A 3,748-nucleotide genomic window follows, 5' to 3' on the forward strand; every position below is an offset into this window, starting at 1 on the left:
CTCGGCGACCATAACCGCCGGAACTCTAACTTATCCGGTGGACCTCCCTAATGGGGCAGGCCATGGCCCAGGTATCCTGCTTTCGAGGGGTGCTTGTCGAAACGGGCGAACAGATTCTCCATGGCGCCGGCCTGCACGAGATGTTCCCTGAACAACCAGATCGTCTTGGCGTCCGGTACGTGATCACCGGCATCCAGAAGACCAAGGAACCGGCCGAAGGTGCGCCGGTCCATGATCTGGAATTCTGCCTGGTCGTCCGACAGACTATACAGCGCCTGCAGCACCAACACCTTGAACATCATCACTGGATCATAGGGCGGGCGGCCACCCTTCGTGCCATCGGACCGCTTCAGCGCCTTGGCCAGTGGCTTGCGGAACATCTCCCACGGCACGACAGCGTTCAATTTCTCCAAAGGATCGCCGGCTTCGCTCAGACGCGCATAGCGCTCGTCAACATCCCAGAAACCGGCCTGTCCTCGCATCCGACGCCTCCCAGCAAATCAGCATGGCGATGGAATCAAATCTCGGCCGAAAATGCGAGGTAATTCGAGACCTCCAGCTGGTTGCGATCGCCCACGACTTCCATCCAAGGCTCGGCCACGTAGACGTAGCACGTTGCGCACACGCCGCCGCCATCGCCGGCAATGGGCCTTGGCTTTCGCTGGCCCGGCCGGCTGTTGCCTTCACCTACTGCGTCAACGCCTTACAGGCTCGAGCAAGCTTGTTCATGCTCGCAATGAATTTGTCGTGTAACCGCGAATCCGGAATGAGGATCAGGTGGTCATTCATGTACGAAAATTGTGTGTATCCATCTTTGAGAAGAAAATGATTATTGGAAATACTCACATTATGCTTATAGAGCGGCCTCATAGGAAGACCATCATATCCTTCGGGGATAATTTGTATAAAATTCTTTGAGCCGCTCCTACTATTAAATAGGTCGATGGATTTAATCTCTCCAATTTTTGAAAAGTCTAAAACGAATTTATTATTCCAGTGAAACTTACTGGATTTCTCGTCAACCATTTCTTTAGTTGATACGGTTCCAGATTTCCATTTCCCATCATTCAAAATGACACTTACATCAACATCATCATTGATCACTATCTTACATGGCTTCTCTTCGTAATGGGAAAGTATTTTCCCGTATCGAGTTGCACTGATATAGGTTATTCCGACAAATCTTTTTTTATCGGAAATTAAACTGGAATCAAAAATGCCAAAATAACTTTTATTTGATTCGGAATCATATAAGCCCATTCCGCCTTTAACAGCATTTATATTAATTTCTTCAGTTATTTTCGACGTGTATTCTTCATATTTTGATTTAGATTCAGCATATATATCAAGTACGTCTGCGTATCGCTCACCAGATTTTCCAAACCGCCGCAAATATGACTCGGCTGCTTTGGCGGCACCTATGTGGTCTTTCGCCTTCAACTTTGCATTAGCGTCAAAAAATAAAATTCCGTCCGGAAGGTCAGGAGTAATTTTCCTGATTTTCGATATTTCCTTTATGATGCGCTGATAGTCATTCGCCTCAACGGCTTTCATCAGCTCGCGTGCCATCATGTCTGCCTCTATTTCGGCTGGAAGCTGTGCGCGGGCTGGTCCCAAACCCATCGCAAGCGTAGCCGCGATCACCATCGCGGTCAGGTAGGACGACGATCGTACCATCATTTGACTCCAGCAGAATGATTCAGTGTTCAATGAAAATGCTCTACTTATTGCTTGCGCTGCCAAGCGCCTTCGAAAGCGACTTGCTAAGATCGTCCTGAGCCCGGCGCCGGCGTTCAATTTCGATGGCAGCCTTCCGGACGGCGAGGTCGTGGGACCGGATAGCAGCTGCCAGTGATGCTTCGGCGTCCCGCTCGCACTGCGCCAGTGTTTGCGGCCAGACGGCAATTTCCCGCTCGTAGGTGGCGACAGCTTCCTGGAAACGTTCTTCCTTGCGGGCCTCTTCTTCGCGCTCGCGGTGCCTGTTCTCGCGCTTGATCTGTTCGCACGCGTCGTAGTCTGAATCTGGACCCGACGAGCAAGGGCCAGTTCGAGGCTCCGATGTCAGATGCAGTCCCTTGACCTCTTTCATGGGACGTGACGGTTTCCCGTCCTTGCACATTTGAAGAGCTTTCTCATGTTGAGCGTCGATATCCTGACGCTGACCTTTGAACTTTGCTGTTGCCTGATCAACTGCGTCCGCGCTTGCCTTGACAGCTGATAATGGGCTCTCCGACGCGGTTCCGTCCTGTTTGGTAAGCTCATTCGCGAGCGATTCTTGAAGGGCCTCAGCAAGCGAAGGCTTCTTTTTCGCTGCAGAGTCTTTCTTCGGCTTGCACTCTTTGTTGGAACCTAACGAAACGATGCAAGCGTCCTCAAGAACCTGATCGAGTTTCGCCAGATTGGCGAATTGGACATTGCAGAGTTTCACGCGAGTTATTTCAATCCCGCCTTTGAAGAGAGATTGCGCTTGGCGCCGCTTCAGAAACTCACTGGACGAGCAAGCATCGTCGCTGTTGATAAAGAGACCGTCCCAACTCGGACTTCCCGGCGTGTTATAGCTGTGGCCTGCGCCGCTGGCACTGAAGGCTCCGGGGCGAAGCGGCAACCACACCGGGCCGAGGGTGGCGTTTGCGATGGTCGAAGGTAGACGACCGGAGAACGTCGCGCTACTGAGCTTGATTTGTTTGACCGCCTCACGCACTCGCTCATCGACGTATTGTGCACTGTGCGCCAGTATCTCGTTTGTGCCGACGCCATTCTTGAGGCGAACCTTGTCGAGAGTCCACGCTACGCGACTCTCCACGACAGGCTCACCCAACAAGACGTCCACATTGTAGATCTGGTGGAAGTGGAAACAAACTTCAGCCACATGGCGAGATGCTGAAGGGTTGACCGTCGCGCACGGGGTGCTGGGGCCAGATCTGGACGTGTACTCGGCCGAAACAGCCTTATTCTGAGGCAGCAGAATCCCAAGGGCTGCCAGCAAAAGAGCGGATCGCACTGAGAAGAAATTTAGCATGCAAAGCGCCTCGAAAAAGCAGATCGGATCAATCAAAGAGTTTCAGTGTTTCAATGGAATTTATTCCGTGAAGGAGCGCCAATTCAATATTAAAGTGTTCATTAGAGATGAATAATATATATTTTCTGCATTTGATTGTTGGACACTGATGCCATCCGGAAACTGCAAACTAATTAAAAATGTGCAAATGTGGCGATATGAGTCCAATGTTTCATAGCGCGAAAAAAGCGATCGGGGCGATGGTCGCGGCTGTAAGCTGCGGGTGCTTTCGGGACATCTCGTAGTATGATTATCCGTGTAGCCCGTCGCAAGCCACACGCGTACGCCGCTGGGGACCGGGATCATCGCAGGCTCTCCAGTCTCCGGATGATCCGCAGCAGCGCTGTAACCTCTACGTCCGGCTCGACGATTATCCGCCGCCCGTTCCCGCTCACGATCTCGAGCCGACTTTTTCCATTGGTGATGTGGGAAGTCGAATGCCTCGCATCAATATCGGCCACAGGCACGACACGCGCTTCGACCAAGGTTTGATCTTGAACCAGAGATGGTTGGATTTCAGTCCCCTTCCATCCGCCATCAGCTAAAATCGATGTAATTCTCTATAAAATCAACACGTTGTAAATTTGAGAAATTGAACAACCCTCACGTGGACGCCTCGAAAAACCTCGCCATTGACGGCTCGGGATGATTCACTGCCCCGGTGATTTGCCGGGAGGGGATGGATGCGGG

General features: G+C 51.7%; 3 protein-coding genes. All 3 read right to left on the reverse strand.

Translation table 11 applies throughout. The annotated features are described in order from the left end of the window. Positions 1 to 47 precede the first annotated feature (47 nt). Positions 48 to 482, reverse strand: coding sequence for a transposase (locus ACLKMW_RS26265; RefSeq protein WP_415727465.1), 435 nt, complete (start codon positions 480 to 482; stop codon positions 48 to 50). A 205-nt stretch (positions 483 to 687) separates the two neighbouring features. Further along, positions 688 to 1,743, reverse strand: coding sequence for a hypothetical protein (locus tag ACLKMW_RS26270; RefSeq protein ID WP_415727466.1), 1,056 nt, complete (start codon positions 1,741 to 1,743; stop codon positions 688 to 690). Further along, positions 1,721 to 3,055 carry a hypothetical protein gene (locus tag ACLKMW_RS26275; RefSeq protein ID WP_415727468.1) on the reverse strand — a complete coding sequence of 445 codons (1,335 nt, stop codon included), beginning with the start codon at positions 3,053 to 3,055 and terminating at the stop codon, positions 1,721 to 1,723. The genes ACLKMW_RS26270 and ACLKMW_RS26275 overlap by 23 nt, the downstream gene beginning before the upstream one ends. Positions 3,056 to 3,748: the final 693 nt, after the last annotated feature.

The sequence above is a fragment of the Borborobacter xinjiangensis genome, from assembly GCF_047739745.1.
Classification (GTDB): Bacteria; Pseudomonadota; Alphaproteobacteria; order Rhizobiales; family Rhizobiaceae; genus Pseudaminobacter.